The 20,998-nt window shown below is 62.9% G+C and carries 20 protein-coding genes; 11 read left to right on the top strand and 9 right to left on the bottom strand.

Annotated features, from left to right (window positions below; genetic code table 11):
* The first annotated feature begins 31 nt into the window (after positions 1-31).
* Positions 32-1,816, top strand: a complete 1,785-nt coding sequence (gene recJ, locus RPG13_RS22450) for a single-stranded-DNA-specific exonuclease RecJ (protein WP_337126027.1) — start codon at positions 32-34, stop codon at positions 1,814-1,816.
* Between the two features lie 27 nt (positions 1,817-1,843).
* Here the strand turns inward: recJ and RPG13_RS22445 are convergent, their stop codons facing one another.
* From RPG13_RS22445 to folE, 3 genes are all read right to left on the bottom strand, one after another.
* Positions 1,844-2,812, bottom strand: a complete 969-nt coding sequence (locus RPG13_RS22445; protein ID WP_337126026.1) for a patatin family protein — start codon at positions 2,810-2,812, stop codon at positions 1,844-1,846.
* A gap of 84 nt (positions 2,813-2,896) precedes the next feature.
* Complete coding sequence (hisI, locus tag RPG13_RS22440) at positions 2,897-3,367, bottom strand: phosphoribosyl-AMP cyclohydrolase (protein WP_095485409.1); 471 nt, start codon at positions 3,365-3,367, stop codon at positions 2,897-2,899.
* Positions 3,368-3,503: 136 nt separating this feature from the next.
* Positions 3,504-4,139, bottom strand: coding sequence for a GTP cyclohydrolase I FolE (gene folE / locus RPG13_RS22435; RefSeq protein WP_126041635.1), 636 nt, complete (start codon positions 4,137-4,139; stop codon positions 3,504-3,506).
* 241 nt (positions 4,140-4,380) lie between these two features.
* Between folE and RPG13_RS22430 the strand changes: the two genes are divergently transcribed.
* Positions 4,381-4,827: an iron-sulfur cluster assembly scaffold protein gene (locus RPG13_RS22430; RefSeq protein ID WP_126106359.1), complete on the top strand. Its 447-nt coding sequence runs from the start codon at positions 4,381-4,383 to the stop codon at positions 4,825-4,827.
* Here RPG13_RS22430 and RPG13_RS22425 read toward each other — a convergent pair.
* Positions 4,824-5,738, bottom strand: coding sequence for a LysR substrate-binding domain-containing protein (locus RPG13_RS22425; RefSeq protein ID WP_337126025.1), 915 nt, complete (start codon positions 5,736-5,738; stop codon positions 4,824-4,826). The two genes, RPG13_RS22430 and RPG13_RS22425, sit on opposite strands and share 4 nt — an antisense overlap.
* Positions 5,739-6,080: 342 nt before the next feature.
* Between RPG13_RS22425 and yidD the strand changes: the two genes are divergently transcribed.
* The 6 genes from yidD (at position 6,081) to RPG13_RS22395 (ending at position 11,734) form a co-directional block, all read left to right on the top strand.
* A complete protein-coding gene (yidD, locus tag RPG13_RS22420) occupies positions 6,081-6,452 on the top strand; it encodes a membrane protein insertion efficiency factor YidD (RefSeq protein ID WP_337127043.1) in 372 nt (123 codons plus the stop codon).
* A gap of 135 nt (positions 6,453-6,587) precedes the next feature.
* The gene (blaOXA, locus tag RPG13_RS22415) at positions 6,588-7,421 is read left to right on the top strand and encodes a class D beta-lactamase (RefSeq protein ID WP_126106362.1); all 834 of its coding nucleotides are present in this window, start codon (positions 6,588-6,590) and stop codon (positions 7,419-7,421) included.
* Between the two features lie 170 nt (positions 7,422-7,591).
* A complete protein-coding gene (gene thrS / locus RPG13_RS22410) occupies positions 7,592-9,568 on the top strand; it encodes a threonine--tRNA ligase (RefSeq protein ID WP_337126024.1) in 1,977 nt (658 codons plus the stop codon).
* 231 nt (positions 9,569-9,799) lie between these two features.
* Positions 9,800-10,186 carry a hypothetical protein gene (locus tag RPG13_RS22405; protein ID WP_095485403.1) on the top strand — a complete coding sequence of 129 codons (387 nt, stop codon included), beginning with the start codon at positions 9,800-9,802 and terminating at the stop codon, positions 10,184-10,186.
* Positions 10,183-10,707, top strand: a complete 525-nt coding sequence (locus RPG13_RS22400; protein WP_337126023.1) for an RES family NAD+ phosphorylase — start codon at positions 10,183-10,185, stop codon at positions 10,705-10,707. The genes RPG13_RS22405 and RPG13_RS22400 overlap by 4 nt, the downstream gene beginning before the upstream one ends.
* A gap of 88 nt (positions 10,708-10,795) precedes the next feature.
* Positions 10,796-11,734: a lysophospholipid acyltransferase family protein gene (locus RPG13_RS22395; protein ID WP_337126022.1), complete on the top strand. Its 939-nt coding sequence runs from the start codon at positions 10,796-10,798 to the stop codon at positions 11,732-11,734.
* A 51-nt stretch (positions 11,735-11,785) separates the two neighbouring features.
* On the opposite strand, the gene RPG13_RS22390 is transcribed toward RPG13_RS22395, so the two are convergent.
* Positions 11,786-12,751, bottom strand: coding sequence for a hypothetical protein (locus RPG13_RS22390; RefSeq protein WP_337126021.1), 966 nt, complete (start codon positions 12,749-12,751; stop codon positions 11,786-11,788).
* A 159-nt stretch (positions 12,752-12,910) separates the two neighbouring features.
* Between RPG13_RS22390 and RPG13_RS22385 the strand changes: the two genes are divergently transcribed.
* Both RPG13_RS22385 and RPG13_RS22380 read left to right on the top strand, forming a co-directional pair.
* A complete protein-coding gene (locus RPG13_RS22385) occupies positions 12,911-13,495 on the top strand; it encodes a nitroreductase family protein (RefSeq protein WP_128285853.1) in 585 nt (194 codons plus the stop codon).
* Positions 13,496-14,104: a flavin reductase family protein gene (locus RPG13_RS22380; protein WP_127294824.1), complete on the top strand. Its 609-nt coding sequence runs from the start codon at positions 13,496-13,498 to the stop codon at positions 14,102-14,104. It begins immediately after the preceding gene.
* A gap of 13 nt (positions 14,105-14,117) precedes the next feature.
* On the opposite strand, the gene RPG13_RS22375 is transcribed toward RPG13_RS22380, so the two are convergent.
* On the bottom strand, positions 14,118-14,999 hold the full coding sequence (locus tag RPG13_RS22375; RefSeq protein WP_337126020.1) for an HpcH/HpaI aldolase/citrate lyase family protein: 882 nt from the start codon (positions 14,997-14,999) through the stop codon (positions 14,118-14,120).
* Between the two features lie 3 nt (positions 15,000-15,002).
* Positions 15,003-15,497, bottom strand: coding sequence for a MaoC family dehydratase (locus RPG13_RS22370; RefSeq protein ID WP_442921350.1), 495 nt, complete (start codon positions 15,495-15,497; stop codon positions 15,003-15,005).
* Between the two features lie 110 nt (positions 15,498-15,607).
* Between RPG13_RS22370 and RPG13_RS22365 the strand changes: the two genes are divergently transcribed.
* Entirely contained in the window at positions 15,608-16,729 is a 1,122-nt protein-coding gene (locus RPG13_RS22365; protein WP_337126018.1) for a DUF2336 domain-containing protein, read from the top strand.
* On the opposite strand, the gene RPG13_RS22360 is transcribed toward RPG13_RS22365, so the two are convergent.
* Positions 16,726-18,792 (bottom strand): FUSC family protein, encoded by a 2,067-nt coding sequence (locus RPG13_RS22360; RefSeq protein ID WP_337126017.1) that lies wholly within the window; start codon positions 18,790-18,792, stop codon positions 16,726-16,728. The genes RPG13_RS22365 and RPG13_RS22360 overlap by 4 nt on opposite strands.
* 35 nt (positions 18,793-18,827) lie before the next feature.
* Entirely contained in the window at positions 18,828-20,879 is a 2,052-nt protein-coding gene (gene parE, locus RPG13_RS22355) for a DNA topoisomerase IV subunit B (protein ID WP_337126016.1), read from the bottom strand.
* Between the last annotated feature and the right edge of the window lie 119 nt (positions 20,880-20,998).

Raw genomic sequence — 20,998 nt, 5'->3', positions numbered from 1 at the left:
GAGAAATGACAATCCGCAGACGGCGCGTCGCATGACGGGCGAAAACCGTATCTTCCTCGATGTAAGGCAGTCGGCCACTGGTGTTTCCTGGGAACACCGGCTGACCGAGCGGCAGGACATGACCGCGCTTGCCATAGCGCAGGGCTATGGCGTGCCGGACATCGTCGCGCGCGTCCTTGCCGGACGCGGCGTGACCGCCGAGCAGACCGAGCGGTTCCTTGATCCGACCATCCGCGACCTTTTGCCGAACCCGGCGTCGCTGACCGACATGGACAAGGCCGCCGCCCGGATCGCCGCGGCAATCGTTGCCAGGGAAAGAGTGGCGATCTTCGGCGATTACGATGTCGATGGCGCGGCCTCCTCGGCGCTGCTCAAGCGGTTTCTCACACATTTCTCGGTGCCATCGGAGATCTACATACCGGACCGCATCTTCGAGGGGTACGGCCCCAATCCGGAGGCCATGCGCGAACTCGTCTCGCGCGGCGCGACGCTGATCGTTACCGTCGATTGCGGCACCAATAGCGCCGTTTCCATCGACGCGGCGAAGGCTGCCGGCGCCGATGTCGTGGTGCTCGACCATCACCAGCTAGGCGGCCCGTTGCCGGCGGCGGTAGCGGTTGTCAATCCCAATCGCGAGGACGACCTTTCGGGGCAGGGCCATCTTTGTGCCGCCGGCGTCGTCTTCCTGGCTCTGGTGCAGACGGCGAAGATCCTGCGCGACCGGCTGCCGGATGCCGCACCGCCGGACCTGCTTGGCTTGCTCGACCTCGTGGCGCTGGCGACCGTTTGCGACGTGGTGCCGCTGACCGGCGTCAACCGCGCTTTCGTGGTCAAAGGGCTGCAGATGGCACGCCAGCAAAGGAACGAAGGACTGGCGGCGCTGGCGCGGGTCTCGCGCATCGGCGAGCCGGTCAGCACCTTCCATCTGGCCTATCTGATCGGCCCGCGCATCAATGCCGGCGGGCGCATCGGCGATGCAGCGCTCGGCAGCCGCCTGCTCGCCACCGACGATCCCGTCGAGGCCCGCACCATTGCGGAGACGCTGGACCGGCTCAATCAGGAACGGCAGCAGATGGAGCTGGAAATGCTGGCCGCGGCACGCGTGGAGGCCGATGCCGAGCTTGCCGGCGGCAATGGGCCGGCCATCGTCGTCACCGCCAGCTCCAATTGGCATCCGGGCATCGTCGGCCTGCTGGCCTCGCGGCTCAAGGACTATGCGCGCCGGCCCGCTTTCGCCATCGCCTTCAACGCCAACGGCGTCGGCACGGGTTCAGGCCGTTCGGTGTCGGGCTTCGACCTTGGCCGGCTAGTGCGCGAGGCGGCCATTGCCGGGCTGATCGTCAAAGGCGGCGGCCATGGCATGGCGGCCGGCATCACGGTGGAGCGGGCGAAACTTGGCGCGCTCAGGGCCTTCTTCGAGGAACGAGCGGCGGCCGACGTGTTCCGGCTGCAAGGCGAGGAAAGCCTGGCGATCGACGGTGCGCTGGCCGCCGAGGGCGCGACGCTCGGCCTGCTCGATGCACTGGAGAAAGCCGGCCCGTTCGGCGCCGGGCATGTCGCACCGGTCTTCGCGCTGCCGCGCCATCGCCTTGCCGATGCAAGGCCGGTCGGCACCAATCACATCCGCGCCGAGTTGCAGTCGGAAAGCGGCGGCCGCATCCAGGCGATCGCCTTTCGCGCCGTCGATACGGCGCTCGGCGAATTCTTGTTCAAGAACAGGGGCAAGCCGGTGCATGTCGCCGGTTCGCTGTCGGGCAATCACTGGAACGGCAACCGCACGGTGCAGTTCCGCATCGTCGATGCCGCACGCGCCTGAGATTCGCCTTCAGTTTGGGATCGCGGTTTAGGCCAAAACCGTCTGCAGCCGGGCCAGCTCGCTGATCTGTGCCATCGTAACCTGATAGCCGATGCGGATCGCCTCGTCGGCGCGGTGGAATTCGGTCAGGCCGATATGGCTGAGCTTAGGCTGCAGCGACATATCGGGCGGGTCGCCGGCAAGTCGCGCACGCGAAATACGGTCCTGGATGATGTTGAAGGCCTCGACCATGACGCCGGTGATGCCGAGCCGTGTTTGGTACTGGTGCGCTGCGTCGAACAGGCCGGGCCTTGGCGCATCCTTTTCGACGACCAGTTCGCCGGCGCTGTGCTTGATGACGGCGGCGCGGCCGAACAGATCGTAGTGAAGGTTCACCGCGACCACGAGCGGCTGCTCGTAGGCGCGGCATACCGAGACCGGAACCGGATTGACCAGCGCGCCGTCGACCAGCACGCGGCCGTTGCAAGTGACCGGTTCGAACACACCGGGCAGTGCATAGGAGGCGCGCATGGCGGTGATCAGCGAGCCGCCCGACAGCCAGATTTCATGGCCGGTGCGGATCTCCGAGGTGACGCAGACGAAAGGCTTGGGCAGATCCTCGAACCGGATGCCGGCCATATGCTCGCGCAGCCGTGCGTCGAGCTTCATGCCGCCGAACAGGCCGCTGCCGCGCAGATTGAGATCGAGAAGACCAAAAATGCGCCGCTTGGTCAGGCTTCTGGCGAATTCTTCCAGCTCATCCAGCTTGCCGGCAAGATAGCAGCCGCCGACCAGCGCGCCGATCGAGGTTCCGGCGATCATCGACACTTCGATGCCGGCTTCGTCAAGCGCGCGCAGCACGCCGATATGAGCCCAGCCGCGCGCGCAGCCGCCGCCCAATGCCAGCGAAATGCCTGTTTTCTTGGCGGGGTTCGTTTCGGATGCGCCGGCGGACGATGACAGGCCATTGGCCTCTCGAACGTCCAGTCGGTTGCGCGATGACGCCCATTCGAGCATCACAATCTCCCTTGTCCGACTGCCAACATAGAGGCTGGCAGTATCGAAATCATGAATATACGTGGTTGCAGGCCGGCGAATGGTTCATTTGGATGGTTCACGGGGCTTTCGATACATTTCTTCCGCGTCGAACAGCGGCTTGCTGCCGTCGCTGGCAAGCGTCCCCTTGCCGTCGATCAGTCCCACCGTCCGATAGAAGCAAGAACGCCGGCCGGTGTGGCAGGTTGCGTCGTGGCCCATCACTTTGACGCGCAACCATATGGCATCCTGGTCACAATCCGTGAGCATCTCGACGACGGTCTGGACGTTCCCGGACGTTTCGCCCTTCTTCCACAGAGCGCTGCGCGAGCGCGACCAGTAATGAGCGATGCCGGTTTCCAGCGTCAGCGCCAGCGCTTCGGTGTTCATATGGGCGACCATCAGCAGCATTCCGTCTTCGGCATCCGTAACGACGACGGTGACGAGGCCGCTGGCATCGAAGCGCGGCGAAAAGACCGTGCTTTCTTCCAGTGCCTTCTTGTCTGATGGAGCTTTCGGAAATTCCACTGCCGACATCGCCGGTCCTTGTTCAGAGCCTCGCCCATTCCGATAGGATCGGAATGGGCGAGGCTCTGTCTTGTTGTTTGGCCATGATCCTGTCCGAGAACCGGTTCCCACTTTTCGGGATCATGGCTAGCGACCGCGGGGGTCTTCAGCCCCTGCCGCCACGCACCATGGTGACGAAACGGACCTGTTCCTCGGGCGTGTCCTTGAAGACACCGGTGAAGGTCGAGGTCAGCGTAGTGGAGCCCTCCTTGCGGATGCCGCGCATGGCCATGCACATATGCTCGGCTTCGAGCATGACGGCGACGCCGCGCGGATTGAGCACATCCTGGATGACGCCGGCAATCTGTGCGGTCATTGCTTCCTGGGTCTGCAGGCGCTGGGCGAAGATATCGACGACGCGCGCGATCTTGGACAGGCCGACAACCTTGCCGTCCGGCAAATAGCCGACATGCGCCTTGCCGATGATCGGCACCATGTGGTGCTCGCAATGCGAATGGAACGTTATATCCTTGACGAGGACAAGGTCGTCATAGCCGGCGACTTCCTCGAAGGTGCGGCCGAGTTCCTCGGCCGGGCACTTGTCGTAGCCGCCGAACATTTCGCGATAGGCCTTCACCACACGCTTTGGCGTGTCGACGAGGCCCTCCCGGTCCGGATTGTCGCCGGCCCAGCGCAACAGCGTGCGAACCGCGGCCTCGGCTTCGGCTTCGCTCGGCCGGTCGGTGACCGGCTTTTCCAGATAGGCGGAGGGGGGCATGAATTTCTTGATGACGGCATCCATAAAGGCGTCTCCCGTAGTTCCTCTCTCAGGAGGAACGAGTTGAACGGACCACGACCTTTCGGGTGTTAGAAACGTGCCCAGTTTCCAGCCCGTAAGCGGCGTGAACATGTTTGGGCAAAAACGAAGGCCTTGGATTACCTTGTCGATGCCCGAATACCACCATTATATATGATCGTGTCGAGCGAAAGGAAGACCGTCAGCGGCAATCGCTGTTCGCTCGGCGGCGACGGATTGGAAAAATATGATCGACGATGTCTACAATGCGAAAATTCTGGGATTTGCCGGGAATATCGCGCGGATCGGCCGGCTCGACCATCCCGACGCAACCGCGCGCGCGCATTCCAAGCTGTGCGGCTCGACCGTGACCGTCGATCTGAAGATGGATGACGGCGTTGTCACCGATTTCGCCCATGACGTCAAAGCCTGCGCGCTTGGCCAGGCGTCGTCCTCGATCATGGCGCAGCATGTCGTCGGCGCCAGCGCGGATGAATTGCGCAGCGTTCGCGAGACGATGCTGAAGATGCTGAAGGAAAACGGCGCGCCGCCGGAAGGCCGCTTCGCCGACCTGAGATATCTCGAACCGGTGCGCGACTATAAGGCCCGCCATGCCTCGACCATGCTTACCTTCGATGCCGTGGTCGACGCGATCGGCCAGATCGAGAAAAAGCGCGCCGAACAGGCAGCCTAAATACCTTCCAGAGAACGCTTGCTTTCGGCAAATTCGACCCGGACCCATTCGGCGAACGCCGCAGCCGGTTCGGATAGGTTGCGTAGGCTCCTGGCAACCAGCCAATAGGCGCCGCAAACTATGTCGGTGCCGAATGGCTTGATCAACGCACCGGTCGCCAGTTCCTCCTTGGCCAGCAGAAGGTCAGCCAGCGCCACGCCGTGCCCCAGCACGGCGGCCTGCTTCGACAGCGACGCGTCCGCCAGCAACGGGCCACGCTCCGGCATCTCATCCGCGGCTACGCCTGCTGCCTCGAACCAGCGAGCCCAGCTCTGCCGATTTTCTTCATGCAGCAAGGTGTAGCGCCGCAGGTCGGCCGGGCTTTCCAGTGCCGGACCGGCCGCGGAAAGAGCCGGCGACAGCACAGGCGAATAGATGACCGAAGCAAGGCATTCCGCCTCGCTGCGCGGCCATGACGTGCTGTGGGCGCTGAAGCGCAGAGCGAGTTCGGCCTGATCGCTGCGGAACTCGATCAGGCGCGGGTCGACGTCGAGGGAAATGTCGATATCCGGCCGCAGCTCGCGAAATCGATTGAGCCGCGGCACAAGCCAGGATGCGGCAAGCGAAGGCTCGACGCTGACGCAGACCACGGATTGGGCCGGCGTCGCCATCATTTCCGAAAGCAGCCCATCGATTGCGTCGAAACTTCTGACGAGTTGATCGAGCAAGCGCCGGCCGGTGTCGGTAAGCTCGACGCGGCGATGGTGGCGCACGAACAAGGGCTGGCGCAGGAACAGCTCGAGTTCGCGGATCTGACGGCTGATCGCCGCTTGGGAGACAAAGAGCTCGTCGGCCGCCCGGCTGAAGCTCAGGTGCCTGCCTGCCGCTTCGAAACTCCTCAACGCAGTCAGGGGAAGGCGGCCGCGCTTCATTTGCATAATCTCAAGTTATCCGAAGTGAAAACTATACTCGTTTGAGGACGAAGGCCAGCAGGGGTCAAATCGACACTCAAAGGAGATGCGGCCATGATCCAGTTTCTGAGCATTTTTGGCGATGTCATCCGGGTCGCGACATTTCAAGCGCGTGGCGCGAGGCCGCCATATGCCGGACGCTGCGAAGAGAGCGCGGCTGCTCGCTGCATATCTTGGCCGATCGGTATCCCGCCCGCCGTCCAAGCGCCTGAGGCGGACAACAGGGCGGTGATCAGAAGGGGATTGCGTTCTCTGGTCGAAGTCCACATCTATCGTGCAAGGAAACGCGATGCGGAGAATGCGGTGCGCGACCAACATGGGCATGCGCATGTCGCCAGGTCGCTCCAGCGCGGGCGCAACTGGTCCGGCCCGTGGCGCAAGACGCCCGGCCGCCTGCTGGGCACATCGCTCGTGCGCTTTTACCAACTGACGCTGTCCGGTTTTGTCGGCAATTCGTGCCGGCACCTGCCAACCTGCTCCGAATACGCGCATGAAGCGATCGCCCGCCACGGCCTGTGGGCGGGTGGCTGGATGGGGCTTTTCAGGGTGCTGCGCTGCGGACCGTTCGGCACGCATGGTATCGACCGGGTGCCGGAAGTGCTGGAAGACCGTTATGTCTGGTTCACGCCCTGGCGGTATTGGCGGATCGGAAAAAAGCGTGACCCGGAAGACTGATGGCGGTAGGGGCGTGGGCAATCGGGCAGATCTTTACGATTTGCTAAGCTTGACCGCATCTTGCGCATTTAAGACAAAATCGAGACAAGACGCCTCGCTAAGCCGCTCCTGACCTGCCTCAGGAGAGATTGCCAAATGCGCCAGATAGACCGCCGTCCATTCGTCTTCGCCTTGGTTCTCTATCTTCTGGCCTGGTTTTTGGGCTTTCCGATCCGCGCTCAATCCGAGCCGCAGAACGACGTTGAATGCACGCTGATCCTGGATGCTGCAAGCGGCGAAACGCTGTATCGGCAAGGGGTTTGCGACCAGCGCTTCAGTCCCGCCTCGACTTTCAAGGTCCCATTGTCGCTGATCGGCTATGATGCGGGAATCCTAATCGACGAGCACACGCCGGCATGGGACTACAAGCCGGAGTTCAATGCGGTGAAGCGGGACCAGAAAACCGTCGACCCGACGATCTGGGAGAAGGACTCGGTGCTGTGGTTTTCGCGGGAAATCACCCGCCGGCTCGGCAGCGAGCGCTTTGCCGGCTACGTGTCGAAATTCGACTACGGCAACACGGATGTTTCTGGCAACGCCGGCAAGAATGATAGCCTCACCCGGTCCTGGGTGAATTCTTCCCTCAAGATTTCGCCGGTCGAACAGGTGAATTTCCTGCGTCGGCTGCTTGACCGCAACCTGCCGGTTTCGGACAAGGCCTTCGCGATGACCAAGGCGATCTTGCCGACCTTCCAGGCAGGTGGCTGGACGGTGCAGGGCAAGACCGGGAGCACAAGGCTTCGCAACGACGCCGACAAGGTGAGGGATGACCGCTCGCTTGGCTGGTTTGTCGGCTGGGCGCAAAAGGATGGCCGCAAGATCGTCTTTGCCCGCCTTGTGGTCGACACGAAACGATCGGACACGCCCAAGGGCCCTCAGACGCGTGCGATGTTCCTGAAAGAGCTGCCGAATCTCATCAAACAAGACTAAGTGATCCACCACCCGCCTTTACGACGCGGGAATCTGCCCATAAAAGACTGCCGCCGGACGCATCCGGCTTTTACTTTTATGCATGTGGTCGCCCCAAAACCGCTACGCACTTTTGGGCGACATGCATTTCACCACCCGCGCTCGTTTGCGGGACTGGATAGGAGAACTCTATGCTGAATTCCGTTTCCCTGACATTTCCCGATGGCTCCGTCCGCGACTATGAAGCCGCGATGACCGGCGCCGGCCTGGCGGAATCGATCTCGAAGTCGCTGGCCAAGAAGGCCGTTGCCTACGCGATCGATGGCGTCGTGCGCGATCTTTCCGACCCGCTCGGCAAGTCCGGCAAGATCGAGATCATCACCCGCGAAGACCCGCGCGCGCTGGAGCTTATCCGCCACGACGCAGCACACGTGCTGGCCGAGGCCGTGCAGGAATTGTGGCCGGGTACGCAGGTGACCATCGGTCCGGTGATCGAGAACGGGTTCTACTACGACTTTGCCCGCAACGAGCCGTTCACGCCCGACGATTTCCCGGTGATCGAGAAGAAGATGCGCGAGATCATCGCGCGCAACAAGTCGTTCACCAAAGAGGTGTGGTCGCGCGAGAAGGCGAAGAAAATCTTTGCCGACAAGGGCGAGCGCTACAAGCTCGAGCTGATCGACGCCGTCCCCGAAGATCAGGATCTCAAGATCTATGCGCAGGGCGACTGGTTCGACCTTTGCCGCGGCCCGCATATGGCCTCGACCGGCCAGATCGGCAACGCCTTCAAGCTGATGAAGGTGGCCGGCGCGTACTGGCGCGGCGATAGCAACAACCCGATGCTAACGCGCATCTACGGCACGGCCTGGGCCGATCAGGCGCAGCTCGACGCCTATCAGACCATGCTGGAGGAAGCCGAAAAGCGCGATCACCGGAAGCTCGGCCGCGAGATGGACCTGTTCCATTTCCAGGAAGAGGGGCCGGGCGTCGTCTTCTGGCACGCCAAGGGCTGGAGGATGTTCCAGAACCTGGTCAACTACATGCGCCGCCGCCTCGACGAGCAGGGCTATCAGGAGGTCAACGCGCCGCAGGTTCTCGACAAGAGCCTGTGGGAGACGTCGGGCCACTGGGGCTGGTACCGGGACAATATGTTCAAGGTGACGGTTGCCGGCGACGACACCGACGACGACCGGGTGTTTGCGCTGAAGCCGATGAACTGCCCCGGCCACGTCCAAATCTTCAAGCATGGGCTGAAGTCCTACCGCGATCTGCCGGTAAAACTTGCGGAATTCGGCAACGTGCATCGCTATGAGCCGTCCGGCGCGCTGCACGGGCTGATGCGCGTGCGCGGCTTTACCCAAGACGATGCCCACATCTTCTGCACCGAGGAACAGCTCGCCGACGAGTGCATCAAGATCAACGACCTGATCCTGTCGACCTATGCCGATTTCGGCTTCGACGAAATCACCGTCAAGCTGGCGACCCGCCCCGAAAAACGGGTCGGCACCGACGCGATGTGGGATCATGCCGAGGGCGTGCTGCAGGACGTGCTCGACAAGATCGCGGCGCGGTCGGGCAACCGGATCAAGACGGGCGTCAATCCGGGCGAGGGCACGTTCTACGGGCCGAAGTTCGAATATGTGCTGAAGGACGCCATCGGCCGCGACTGGCAATGCGGCACCACGCAGGTTGATTTCAACCTGCCGGAACGGTTCGGCGCCTTCTACATCGGGTCGGATTCGGAAAAGAAGCAGCCGGTGATGGTGCATCGCGCCATCTGCGGCTCGATGGAGCGCTTCCTCGGCATCCTGATCGAGAATTATTCGGGTCATTTCCCGCTGTGGTTCGCGCCGCTGCAGGTGGTGGTGGCGACGATCACCTCAGATGCCGATGATTACGCGCAAAAGGTCGTCGCGCAGCTGAAGGCGGCCGGACTGTTGGCGGAAGCCGATCTTCGCAACGAGAAGATCAACTACAAGGTCCGCGAGCACAGCCTGGCCAAGGTTCCGGTTATCCTCGTCTGCGGCAAGCGCGAGGCGGAGGAGGAGACGGTCAACATCCGCCGGCTCGGCTCGCGCGACCAGGAATCGCTTGGCCTTGGGCAGGCGGTGGCAATGCTTGCCGAAGAGGCGGTGACGCCCGACCGCAAGCGCAAACGGGCGGCCTAGACCTGGCTCTAATGGCGCATCCCTGTCGGTAGTGAGCTGGCGAAGCTCACGCCGACAGGGTTGACGTAGCAGACGCTTCGTATTTGGCATTTCGAGAAGGCGAGAATTCCGTCGCCGTTGATGGCTACTTTCTTTGATCTGAGCGCTGACCGAGGCAATCGGCACTTGATATGCAAAGAGATGTGCACATATTGTGCAGACAAGTGTCATCACAAGCGCCGGAGAAGACCGATGACAATCGCTCAGAATACGCAGGCCGCCATGGTGTCGGGCTTCGTGGAGAGCCTTCAGGAACCTCGCACACCTTACATTTCACCAAAACGCTTTTCAAAAGCGCTTGGTGTCCAGGTGACGAACCTGGCCGATCTGACGGGTGTTCACCGAAACACGCTTCGCAATCCGGCCTCTGAGCGACTGCAAAGCCGGATGCGCGAAATGATCAAGGCGATCACGGCCGCGGCGACGCTCACCGGAGATATTAGCAAAGCAATTTACTGGTATCGAAACGAGCCGATCGCCGAATACGATCACAAGACCGCAGCCGAATTGGTGGCCGAAGGGCATTTTGAAGCAGTGTTGAGCTATCTCCGCGACTTGGAAAACGGCGCGCGCGGATGAATCTCGTCCGCATTGGGCCGGACGAGGTCTTCCATCGCTACCTGACGCCGAGATGGGCATATGTTCCGGTAAGCGGCGCCGGTGCGGCGATTGACGGAGGTAGGTTCAATCGACCCGGGATCGAAGCGCTTTATCTCTCGCGCGCGCCGCAGACGGCTCTCGATGAATATCGCCAGGGAGCTTCAATTACTCCGCCAGCGACACTAGCGGCCTACAAGGTCACGTTGGATCAGGTTGTAGATTTGTCGACGGGGTATGATCCCCTCATCTGGGGTCCCGAATGGGCGGAATGGGATTGTAAATGGCGTCTTATCGCGCGTATCGACAAGAGGACGCCGCCATCGTGGAAACTCTCCGACATACTGATCACGGCCGGTTGCCGCGGCCTGCTTTTTCCTTCGCTTCAGCATGCGGGAGGCACCAATCTCGTCATATTCAGCGCCAATCTGACGGCCGACGACAAGGTAGATGTGCATGATCCAGATGGTCGGTTGCCGCGCGATCAGTCGTCGTGGCAATGATGGCTTCATGGCGGTTGGGCGATCCCCCGCCATTTTCACATGCCCGCCATTTCACATGCTTGTCACGCCAGCCTTGTAACGAGCACTCATGCTCAAGCTGAAGATGCGCGAAAGACCGTTTCCCGAGCTTTCCTATGCCAGTCCGCATCAGCCGGCATTGACGCGCTGGTTCATCCATTCCATCGAAGGCCTGTCCGGCCGCGATCGTTTCGCGGCGCTCTATGATTTTTGGCGCCGCCATGTGGTGCCGACCGACGAGCGCGTGTTCAGCCGCATGCTGGAACTGATCGACGTCCGGGTGCGGACCGCCGGCCAATGGCCGCCGGCAAACCTGCCCGGCACGCCGTTGGTGATCGTCGCCAATCATCCGTTCGGCATCGGCGATGGCATTGCGGTGCTCTCGCTGGCCGAGCAGCTTCAGCGCCCGTTCCGTGTCATGATCCACAAGGATCTGCTCAAGATCCGCGAGATGGAGCCCTATTCGCTGCCGATCGACTTTTCCGAGACCAAGGACGCGCTGAAGAACAACATGGCGGTGCGCCATGAGGCGGTGCGGTTGCTGAAGGAGGGCGTCATCATCGTCGTCTTCCCCGCGGGCGGCGTCGCCACCGCGCCGAAAGGTTTTGGCCGGGCGCGCGATCTGCCATGGAAAATGTTTCCGGCCCGTCTTGTCCAGGATGCCAAGGCCTCGGTCATTCCGATGCATTTTTCCGGTCAGAACGGCCGGCTGTTCCATCTGGTCAGCGGTCCGATGAACATGGCCGAGCGGGACGGGCGCGTGGCGAAGTTCGTCGGCAAGGCTTCGCTGACGCTACGTACTTCGCTGCTCATCCACGAATTCGCGCGGCTGTCCGGCAAGTCAATCGACGTGCGCGTCGGCGACGTGCTGGGATGGGACGAACTGGAGCCGCTGCGCGACCGCAAGGCTTTGCTCGACCGCCTCCATCGTGGCGTTTTCGATCTGGCGCCCACCGAATCGCGCGGCCGCGGCCAGTTCCTGCCGCGACGCATGCGCAAGGCGGCCTGATCGGCAAACCATGCGGCGGACCCTAAACTTGGACGGCAGTGTCCGGGCCGTTCAGTCTGCGCCTTCTTGGGGATCGATCGCCGAGGCTTCCGTGGCGAGAACCTCGATTTCCTGGTTCTGCCCGGCCACGACCGTAAAATCCTTCTGGTAGATGCGGTCGCGGTTCTTGGCGATGATGGTGTAGTCGCCCTCGGCAAGCACCATCGAAGCAAAGGCGCCGACGGTTTCCTTGATCGGATCGCCGGATTCGTTGAGCAACGACCAGGAGGTGTCGGCAATCGCCTCTCCACCCGGCTCGCGTACCAGCTTCATGGTCATCTCCGCCGCACGATGCTCGACGGCCGCTTCGGTCAGCTTGCCGGCCTCGACGCGGATGTCGGAGCGGATGACCGCATTCACCGAGCCATAGGTCGAGACGACGTGGTAGACGCCCGCGTTCAGCCGCACGACGCTGTTCGGCTCGACGTCGGGTATGATCAGGGCGCGATCGTGATTGGCTTCGGCCTGGCCCTCATAGATCGAAAAGCGCAGTTTCTTCGGCGGTATGCGCACCCCGCCCGACAGCACGGCATCGAGCTTGAGTCCGCCGGCATCGAGCACGAGGCTTTCGCGCTTGGCGTCCTTGCCGACGGTGATGCGCTTGGTGGCGCCAGCCCGGCCGTAGGAGGCATGAACCAGATAGCTGCCGGGCTGGAGCTGGAACACCGCGCTGCCGCCATGGGCGGAGGCGACCATCGGCAGCTTGCCGTCTCCGGTGGGCTCAGGCTTGAAGACGCGCCAGACGATGCCGCGTGTGATGTCGGCGCCCTTGTCGGTCAATTGCGCCGACAGCGTGATCGCCCCGCCGCTCCCCAATGCCAGCGATGTCTCGCTTTTCGGAGGTGCATAGCTCGAAATTCCGGGAAGCTTCAGATCGCCGAGGCCGTCCACATCCTGCGCGACGGCAAGCGAAACCGGCACCATCAACAGTGCGGCAGCGAGCCAGATCGGGAAAAGACGCAATGTCCCCTCAAACATGCCTTGCGTTGAAGCCCAAGGCGGTGGCAATTTCAAGGCTTAAGAGTCCGATCAGCTTCTGCTAGAGAGCTCTTTGTCCGGCGCGCCGCGCCAATGCCCGAGCCGCCCGATGTCCCGATGGTGCGCTTCAGCTCAAATTCCACCAGGAGACTAGCGCCCATGGCGTCGCCGATCATCGACTTTCTGCTGACCCGAAATTCCGCACCGATCCCGGAATTGAAGGAACCTGCGCCCAGCGACGCTGACATCTCGACGATGATTGCCGCTGCCTCGCGGGTGCCGGACCACGGCCGCCTCGAGCCTTGGCGCTTCATCCTCTACCGGGGCGAGGCACGCGTCGAGATCGGCAAGAAGCTGGCAGCACTTGCCGAACAGCGCGAAGGACCGCTGCCGGAAGGCCGCCGCAACCAGGAACTGGCGCGTTTTTCACGCGCGCCGCTGGTGATCGGCGTGGTGTCGAGCCCGAAGGACAACCCAAAAATCCCGCAATGGGAAATGTTCCTGTCCGGCGGCATGGCGGCGATGAACCTCATGATATCAGCTAATGCGCTGGGCTATGGCACCAACATGATCAGCAATTGGTATTCCGATGTGCCGGAGGGCAGGGCGATCCTAGGGCTGGCGCCGCACGAGCGCGTCGTCGGCTTCGTCCATGTCGGCTCCTATCAAGGGCCGGCGCCGGAGCGGCCGCGGCCTGATCCGGCAAAACTCTATGCCGATTATGCCGGGCCTTGGGTCGGCTGAATGTTTTACGAGCCGTCAAAAGGTCACGGGCTGCCGCATGACCCGTCCAAGGCGATCGTGGCGCCACGGCCGATCGGCTGGATCTCGACGGTGAACAAGGCCGGCAAGCTCAACCTCGCTCCTTATTCCTTCTTCAATGCTTTTTCGACGCGACCCTTCATCGTCTGGTTTTCGTCCGAAGGCGAGAAGGACAGCGCCACCTTCGCCGAAGAGACAGGCGAGTTCGTCGCCAATCTCGTCAGCCGTGATCTCGCGGAAAAAATGGTCCGCACGGCGGTCGATGCGCCGCGCGGCGTCAGCGAATTCGACTATGCCGATCTCGCCATGGCGCCGTCGCGTCTTGTTGCGCCGCCCCGCGTGGCGGCGGCGCCGGCGGCGCTTGAATGCCGGGTGACGGAGATCCTGCGGCCAAAGGCGCTGGATGGAACGGCGACGAGCGCCGTCATCGTTGCCGGCGAAGTCGTCGGCGTGCATATCGACGACGCATTCCTGAACGACGGCATTTTCGATATCGTCAAGGCGGGCAATGTCGGCCGCCTCGGCTACATGGACTATGCCAGCGTCAGCGAGATATTCCCGATGCGCCGGCCTCGCTGGGGAAAAGATTAGGGCTGGGGAAAGACTAAACGGAGATTCCCGCCGCCTTGGCGCGTGCCAGAAGCCGCTCGGCCAGCTTGAGATGCGGCCGGTCGTACATCTTGCCGTCGATGCCGACCACGCCGGGATTTCCAGCCGCTTCGAATGCGGCAATGATCGCCATGGAGTGTTTCACCGCCTCGGTCGACGGCGTGAAGGCGGCGTTGATGACCGGCACTTGTGCCGGATGGATCGCCATCTTGCCGGTGAAGCCGTCGCGCTCTGCCTTGGCGCATTCCGCCTGGAAGCCGGCCATGTCGCGAAAATCCGGGAAAACCGTGTCGATCGCCGCGACTTCCGCAGCACTAGCGGCAAGGATGGTCATGGTGCGGGCGAAACGGAACACATCGGTGTAGCGGCCGTTCTCGTCGCGCGCCGTGCGCGCACCGATCGCGGCCGATAGATCTTCCGCGCCCCAGGTGATGCCGGCAAGCCGCGCACTTGCCTTGGCGTAGGTCGCAGCCGTCAGCACGCCGGCGGCTGTTTCGGTGATGATCGGCAGGATTTTTATCGCACTGTCGGGCAGTCCGCTTTCGGCCTCGTGCACCCTGAGCTTGGCCGAGAGATGCTGGACATCCTGTCCGCTGTTCGACTTCGGCAGCATGATGCCGTCGGGCTTTGCCGGAACCAGTGCCGCCAGATCGTCATCGGTCAGGCCGGTCGAGAGATCGTTGATGCGCACATAGATCGCGGATTTGGTTCGATGCCTGTGTTCGGTGATGAAGCGTGCTGCGGTGTCGCGCCCCAGAGCCTTGTTTTGGGGCGCGACCGAATCCTCTAGATCGACGATGACCACGTCGGCGCCGGCGCCAAACGCCTTGTCCAGTTTTTTTTCCGAATCGCCGGGAACGAAGAGCAACGAGCGCATCGGTCAGGCCGCTTTCTTCATCATCATCGCCTGTCTTGTGCATTTGGCGACGAGCACGTCGTTCTGGTTATAGGCGCGGTGCTCGAACTCGACGATGCCGCGGTCCGGCTTCGACTTGGAGTCGCGCACCGACACCACCGTGGTCTCGACGCGGATGGTGTCGCCGTGGAACACCGGATGCGGAAACACCGTCTCCTTCATACCGAGATTGGCGATGGTGGTGCCGACGGTGATGTCGTTCACCGAAATCCCGATCATCAGGCCGAGCGTGAACAGCGAATTGACCAGCGGCTTGCCCCATTCGCTCTTAGCAGCGAAGTCGAAATCGATGTGCAGCGGCTGCGGATTCAGCGTCATTACCGAAAACAGCATATTGTCGCTTTCGGTAACGGTTTTACGCAGCGTGTGCCGGAAGACATGGCCGACGACGAACTCTTCCAGATAAAGCCCGGCCATGGTCGATCTCCTTCGTTCTTCAAGGGTTGATAGGCGCTGCATACCGCGCTCGCAAGCCAGTTAACAAACATGGTGAACCGTTCGTAAACCATTTCTGCCTACGGTCTTCCCTGGGGCGGGAACGGACTCGGGCCAGGGGCGTAGCGGACGGCATGGTTGTTTCGCATTTCCTGAAATGGATCTACACGGCAAGGGTCTCGGAGCGCGCTGCGGCAGCAAGTGCTCTGGCCCGCGCCTACATCAATGCCGATCTGCCTTTCGAGGACCGCTGCGCGGCGGAGGCCGCGCTGACCCTGCTGCTCGACGATGCCTCGTCCAAAGTGCGGCTGGCGATTGCGGAAGCGCTGTCGATGAGCCATCACGCGCCGCTGCAGATCATCAGCGCGCTGGCGTCCGATCAGCCGGAGGTCGCGAGCCTGGTGCTGGCGCGTTCGCCGCTTCTTACCGACGCCGACCTGATCGACCGCATCGCCGGCGGCCGGAAGGCGACGCAGAAACTGATCGCGGATCGTCCGCGCGTGTCCATGGCGGTCGCCGCGGCGATTGCCGAAATCGGCGAGCCGGAAGCCTGCGCCACGCTGCTCGCCAACAGTGGCGCCGACATCGCTTCGCTCAGCTTCCGCCGTATCGCGCAACGCCATGGCCATCTGCCTATGGTACGCGAGGCGCTGATATCGGATGCGCGGCTGCCTGCCGACTGCCGGCATGTGCTCCTGGTTAAGCTCGGAGAAACCCTAAAAGGATCTCCACTTGTCGTGGCTCTTATGGGCGCAGCCAGGGCCGAGCGCGTCATGCGCGATGCCTGCGTCAAGGCTTCCGTGACGCTGATCGAAGGCACCCGCCACGAAGAACATGCGGCGCTCATCGAGCATCTGCGCCTGCGCGGCGACCTGACCGCAAGCTTCATCATTCGCACCATCGCGCATGGCAAGGTCGATTTCTTCGGTTCGGCGCTGGTCGCGCTCAGCCAGCAATCCGAACAACGGGTGAGGGCGCTTCTGGCCGGCGGGCACGACGTGGCGCTGCAGGCGCTGTTCCGCAGTGCCGGCCTTGCCGCGATCACGCACGCGATCATTCTGCGTGCGCTGAAGATCTGGCGCGAGGTTGCCAATGGCAAGCGCCTGGCCGGCGTCCAGGAAGTCAGTTGGCTGATGCTGAAGGAACTCGGCGGGCAGTCCGCCGAAGGCGATCTCGCCGGACTGGTCAAATCGATCCATCTCGATGCGCTGCGCGAAAATGCGCGCGGCCATGCGCTGGCGATAGCGGCGGCTTAGACCCTATCCTTCGCGAAGAAATCCGGAAAATCCTCGATCGCCGCGGCGATGATGCGCAATGAGGCCGCTATCTGCAGCATGTCGGCCGCCTCGCTTCGCTCGGCGATGCCAGCCGCATATTGCCGCGCGACAGTGATGGTCGCCGTTTGCGGCTCGCCGGCTCGCCGGAAAAGCAGTTCGCGCGCCAGTCCTCGCAGGAAACTAGTGATCGAAAGCGCGGGTTCGGCGGGAATCGCTGAACTTTGCTGCGCATTGCGCAGCCGCAGGATCTCGATGCCAACCGTGACTGCGGCTATGCTGCCGCCGAGAACGGCGTCGCCTTTGCTGCCGGTGCGCTGCATGAGCGGCATCAACTGGTTGACCCGGTCGTAGGCGAGGCTTTCGAAGGCCTCGCGTCTCGGCACGCGCTCATGCAGGCAGAGGCGCGCCAGATCTTCCCGCATGGCTCGCACGATACGGCCGACGGTGACCCACGGATCGGCGGGCAGTACCGTGAGGAAGACGCCGATCGCCAGAAGAATGCCGACCAAGATCGATGCCGAACCGGCGAAAAACGGTCCGGGGTCGTAGGTCATGGCCTGATGTGGGCTGAGGAAGGCAAGGAAATTGATGGCGAAGGCGGTTGCCACGCCGACATAGCGCGGATTGGCCATCGCCAGCGCCGCGGGAACCAGGATCGGCACGACGAAGAGCGTGAACCAGCCGAAGCCGGGCAGAGCGGGGAGCGCGACCTGACCGACGAGAAATGCGAAGGGCAGGGCCAGCAACGTCCCCTTGAAGAAGCCCCAGGCCGATTGCACGGGATCGGGGCGCGCGGCAAACAGGCTGGAGACGACGGCGACAAGGATGACCGTGCCCGCCGCTTCGGACCATTTTGTCGTCAGCCAGAAAGCGGCGACCAGCAGTGTCGCAAGTGCCGCGCGCACGGCGTTTCGCCACGCCGCATGGTAGTCGCGGTGCACGACCAGCGCCGGCTGCCTGCGTTCACGCGTAAGGCGCGGGGCCGGCGCTCGTAAGGCGTCCAGGCCGCGCAGCACTTGCTTCAGGGCCTCCGCGAAATCGGCGGCGATGGTGAGGCGGGTGACTGCGCCTGCCCTGTCATCGCCTTTTGCGGCGGGCATGTCGGGCATCCGCCGTGCTTCGGCAACGATCGCGTCGAGCCGCGCTATCCAGGGTGCTGTGTCGTCCAGCGCACCCGGTTTTTCTGCCAATTCGCCGACGAAAACCTTCAGCTCGGTGCGCACGGGTATGAGGACTGCGTTTTTCGGTGCGGCATGGGCATACAGAGCGCGCGCCGCCGACAGCGCCGACAAAAGCTGGCCGATAGTGCGGCGGACCGGATAGGCGCGCGTCGCGAAGCTCGGCGCTTCCAGCCTCGCATAGGCGCGCATTTCACCCAGCGTCTGGGCGTCTGCGACCAGCTTTCGGTGCAGGTTGGCAAGGGTTGCCGCATCGCTGTCGGAGAACGCGCCGCCAGCATAGACGGCAAGGTCGAGGATGCAGCGCTTCAGCCTGCCGATGATGGCGTCAGCCGCCAGTTTCGGCAGGATCAGCCGGCTGGTCAGTGCGGCGCAGACGATGCCAAGCACGATCTCCCCACAGCGCGCCACGGCGAGATCGACGACGAGATGTGGCTGGCCGAAAGCCGGCAGGCCGATGATCATCGCCGTGTAGCCGGCAAGCGCAGCGCCATAGGCTTCCGGGTTGCGCAGCAGCGACGAGACGAGGGTACAAAGGCCGATCCAGACGGCAAGCACCGTGACGAGCAGCCAGAGGTTGGCGCCAAAGACCGTGGTGGTGCCGATCGCCGCCAGCGCGCCGGCCAGTGTGCCGAGCAGCCGGTAAAAACCTTTCGCCAGCACCATGCCGGCGACCGGCTGGGTAACGATGAACACCGTCATCATCGCCCATTGCGGGTGGTCGAGCTTGAGCGCGTAGGCGGCGAGAAGTGCGATCAGCCCGGCCGAAACCGTGCGCAGAGCGAAAATCCAATCCGAGTGCGTCGGTCGCGTGACGCCGGCGAACCTCGCGGCAAGATCGCTGCGCAGCCGGTCCCAGGTCACACGCTCATCTCCGCATTCGACGCGAGCGAGTTAGCTCAGATATCCAGCACTTCCGTCTCGGCGAACTCCGCGCGTTCCTGGATGAAGCGGAAGCGGGCTTCCGGCTTGGTGCCCATCAATGCGTCGACCGCATCCTTGGTTGCGGCCTCGGCGTCGATCACATCGACCCTGAGCAGCGTGCGCTTCCTCGGGTCCATGGTGGTTTCCTTGAGCTGGGCGGCCATCATTTCGCCCAGCCCCTTGAAGCGGCCGATCTCGACCTTGCCGCGCCCGGTGAATTCGGTGCGCAGAAGTTCGTCCTTGTGCGCATCGTCGCGGGCATAGGCGACCTTGCCGCCTTGCCGGATCGAGTAGAGCGGCGGCACCGCCAGATAGAGATGGCCGCCGTGGACCAAGCTCGGCATCTCCTGATAGAAGAAGGTGATCAGCAGCGAAGCGATGTGGGCGCCGTCGACGTCGGCGTCGGTCATGATGATGACCCGGTCGTAGCGCAGATCCGCGTCGCGGTACTTCGAGCGCGTGCCGCAGCCAAGCGCCTGGATCAGGTCCGAAATCTGCTGGTTGCCGGCCAGCTTGTCGTAGCCGGCGCTGGCGACGTTGAGGATCTTTCCACGCAGCGGCAGCACCGCCTGGCTGGCGCGGTCGCGCGCCTGTTTTGCCGAGCCGCCGGCCGAATCGCCCTCGACGATGAAGAGTTCGGCGCCGGCAGCGGCATTCTGCGTGCAGTCGGCGAGCTTGCCGGGCAGGCGCAGCTTGCGCACCGCGCTCTTGCGCGAGACTTCCTTTTCCTGCCGGCGGCGCACCCGTTCGTCGGCACGCGCGATCACCCATTCGAGCAGTTTTGAGGCTTCCTGCGGGTTGTCGGCTAGCCAGTGATCGAAGGGGTCTCGGATAGCGGTCTCGACGATCCTGATCGCCTCGATCGTCGCCAGCCTGTCCTTGGTCTGGCCGACGAATTCCGGCTCGCGGATGAACACCGACAGCATGCCCGCCGCCGAGATCATGACGTCTTCCGAGGTGACGATCGAAGCGCGCTTGTTGCCGACCAGATCCGCGTAGGCGCGCAAGCCTCGCGTCAAGACGTTACGGAAGCCGGCCTCGTGCGTGCCGCCTTCGCCGGTCGGAATGGTGTTGCAGTAGGAATTGAGGAATCCATCGCCGCCGAACCAGGTCACCGCCCATTCGAGCGAGCCGTGGCCGCCTTGCCTGTCGCTCTTGCCGGCGAAGATTTCGCGGGTGACCTGGAATTCGTCGCCGAGCGACGCTTTTAGATAGTCCTTTAGGCCACCGGGAAAATGGAACTCGGCCTTGGCCGGCGTCGTGTCCTTCTCCTTGATCAGCGAGGGGTCGCAGGTCCAGCGGATCTCGACGCCGCCGAACAGATAGGCCTTCGAGCGCGTCATGCGGTAGAGCCGCGCCGGCTCGAAAGCAGCACCCTTGCCGAAGATCTGCTCGTCGGGATGGAAGCGGATCTTGGTGCCGCGGCGGTTATGCACCTCTCCGAGCTGCTCGAGACCGGTCACCGGAACGCCGCGTGAAAAACGCTGGCGATAGAGCTGGCGGCCGCGTGCGACCTCGACCTCGAGATGGTCCGACAGCGCGTTGACGACGGAGACGCCGACGCCGTGCAGGCCGCCTGAGGTCTCGTAGACCTTCGAGTCGAACTTGCCACCCGAATGCAGCGTCGTCATGATGACTTCGAGCGCCGGCTTCTTGAATTTCGGATGCGGATCGACCGGAATGCCGCGGCCATTGTCGGTCACGGCCAGATATCCGTCGGCTGAAAGCTCGACATCGATGAAAGTCGCGTGGCCGGCTACCGCCTCGTCCATCGAATTGTCGATGACCTCGGCGAACAGATGGTGCATCGCCTTGTCGTCGGTGCCGCCGATATACATGCCGGGCCGCCGCCGCACCGGCTCCAGCCCTTCGAGAACCTCGATGTCGGCGGCACTGTAGCTCTCGCTGCCGTCGCGGGATGCCGGGCGCTTCGCCGCCTGCACCAGCGGGTCGGCCGGGCGCGCGGTGGCGCGAACCGGTTGCGGCTGCTTGTCCATAGTGCCGAAAAGATCGTTATTGTCGTCCATGCTGGTCCTGGATTCCGATGCTGCGAATCACCACCCGATACTGCCACGCTTTTTGCGGGCAGGCGACGGAGGTTCCTGTTACGTTCGAGGATTGAGCCTCTTACCGCAAAACCATTCGA

The organism is Mesorhizobium sp. ISC15, assembly GCF_037162615.1.
Classification (GTDB): Bacteria; Pseudomonadota; Alphaproteobacteria; order Rhizobiales; family Rhizobiaceae; genus Mesorhizobium; species Mesorhizobium mediterraneum.
Note: the sequence above shows the minus strand (reverse complement) of the source record. Positions and strands in the feature narration are given on the sequence as shown.

What these genes read in the sequence shown, in the direction of transcription:
- RPG13_RS22370 (WP_442921350.1), bottom strand. Translation starts at nt 15,497, where the DNA reads ATGCAGCGCCTATCAACCCTTGAAGAACGAAGGAGATCGACCATGGCC.
- RPG13_RS22425 (WP_337126025.1), bottom strand. Translation starts at nt 5,738, where the DNA reads ATGAAGCGCGGCCGCCTTCCCCTGACTGCGTTGAGGAGTTTCGAAGCG.
- RPG13_RS22375 (WP_337126020.1), bottom strand. Translation starts at nt 14,999, where the DNA reads ATGCGCTCGTTGCTCTTCGTTCCCGGCGATTCGGAAAAAAAACTGGAC.
- RPG13_RS22400 (WP_337126023.1), top strand. Translation starts at nt 10,183, where the DNA reads ATGAATCTCGTCCGCATTGGGCCGGACGAGGTCTTCCATCGCTACCTG.
- RPG13_RS22430 (WP_126106359.1), top strand. Translation starts at nt 4,381, where the DNA reads ATGATCGACGATGTCTACAATGCGAAAATTCTGGGATTTGCCGGGAAT.
- recJ (WP_337126027.1), top strand. Translation starts at nt 32, where the DNA reads ATGACGGGCGAAAACCGTATCTTCCTCGATGTAAGGCAGTCGGCCACT.
- RPG13_RS22365 (WP_337126018.1), top strand. Translation starts at nt 15,608, where the DNA reads ATGGTTGTTTCGCATTTCCTGAAATGGATCTACACGGCAAGGGTCTCG.
- RPG13_RS22390 (WP_337126021.1), bottom strand. Translation starts at nt 12,751, where the DNA reads ATGTTTGAGGGGACATTGCGTCTTTTCCCGATCTGGCTCGCTGCCGCA.
- parE (WP_337126016.1), bottom strand. Translation starts at nt 20,879, where the DNA reads ATGGACGACAATAACGATCTTTTCGGCACTATGGACAAGCAGCCGCAA.
- hisI (WP_095485409.1), bottom strand. Translation starts at nt 3,367, where the DNA reads ATGTCGGCAGTGGAATTTCCGAAAGCTCCATCAGACAAGAAGGCACTG.
- thrS (WP_337126024.1), top strand. Translation starts at nt 7,592, where the DNA reads ATGCTGAATTCCGTTTCCCTGACATTTCCCGATGGCTCCGTCCGCGAC.
- RPG13_RS22385 (WP_128285853.1), top strand. Translation starts at nt 12,911, where the DNA reads ATGGCGTCGCCGATCATCGACTTTCTGCTGACCCGAAATTCCGCACCG.
- blaOXA (WP_126106362.1), top strand. Translation starts at nt 6,588, where the DNA reads ATGCGCCAGATAGACCGCCGTCCATTCGTCTTCGCCTTGGTTCTCTAT.
- RPG13_RS22380 (WP_127294824.1), top strand. Translation starts at nt 13,496, where the DNA reads ATGTTTTACGAGCCGTCAAAAGGTCACGGGCTGCCGCATGACCCGTCC.
- folE (WP_126041635.1), bottom strand. Translation starts at nt 4,139, where the DNA reads ATGGATGCCGTCATCAAGAAATTCATGCCCCCCTCCGCCTATCTGGAA.
- RPG13_RS22405 (WP_095485403.1), top strand. Translation starts at nt 9,800, where the DNA reads ATGACAATCGCTCAGAATACGCAGGCCGCCATGGTGTCGGGCTTCGTG.
- RPG13_RS22445 (WP_337126026.1), bottom strand. Translation starts at nt 2,812, where the DNA reads ATGCTCGAATGGGCGTCATCGCGCAACCGACTGGACGTTCGAGAGGCC.
- RPG13_RS22395 (WP_337126022.1), top strand. Translation starts at nt 10,796, where the DNA reads ATGCTCAAGCTGAAGATGCGCGAAAGACCGTTTCCCGAGCTTTCCTAT.